Origin of the sequence: Streptococcus sp. C150 (assembly GCF_000187445.1) — a bacterium.
Taxonomy (GTDB): Bacteria; Bacillota; Bacilli; order Lactobacillales; family Streptococcaceae; genus Streptococcus; species Streptococcus raffinosi.
This window is the reverse complement of the sequence record NZ_GL698464.1, coordinates 1-683: the sequence shown is the minus strand read 5'-3', so window position 1 is coordinate 683 and position 683 is coordinate 1. Positions and strand designations below refer to the sequence as shown.

At 37.2% G+C, this 683-nt stretch carries 1 protein-coding gene; it reads right to left on the bottom strand.

Translation table 11 applies throughout. From position 1 onward, the window contains the following. Positions 1–634 (bottom strand): IS6-like element IS1216 family transposase (locus tag HMPREF0848_RS10140; protein WP_037609885.1); only part of this gene is annotated, 634 nt, incomplete at its 3' end. Between the last annotated feature and the right edge of the window lie 49 nt (positions 635–683).

The following is a 683-nucleotide window of genomic DNA, read 5'->3' as shown; positions in this document are numbered from 1 at the left end:
ACCCGAAGAGAGTGCCTTCTTTTCGGGTTTTCTTATATAATCCTCGGATGGCTTCCATGCCTTTAATCGTGGGTGAGGCAGTGCGTAAACTTCGATAGAATTTATTGCGTCTCTTTACTGGACGATGGTCTTGTTCAATCAAATTATTCAGGTATTTAATGGTACGATGTTCTGTCCCTTGATAAAAGCCGTATTCTTTTAGTCTCTTAAAGGCACTTGTAATAGAGGGGGCTTTATCTGTGACTACAACCTTCGGTTCATCAAACTGCTTCACTAACCGCTTAAGAAAAGCATAGGCTGCTTGTGTGTCCCGTTTTTTACGTAACCAAATATCCAAGGTTAAACCATCTGCATCGATGGCTCGATACAAATAATGCCATTTTCCTTTAATTTTGATGTATGTTTCATCCATTTTCCATGAATAAAAGGATTTTTTATTTTTCTTTTTCCAAATTTGATAGAGTAGTTTGCCATATTCTTGCACCCAACGATAAATCGTCGTATGAGAAACGTTAATGCCACGATCATATAAGATTTCTTGAAGTTCACGATAGCTAAGGTTATAACGAAGATAGTAGCCCACGGCTACAATAATCACATCCTGCTGAAATTGCTTTCCTTTAAAATGATTCATCGTCATTCCTCCTGCTATCTTTTTCTATTATTCTACCTTATTTGATAGT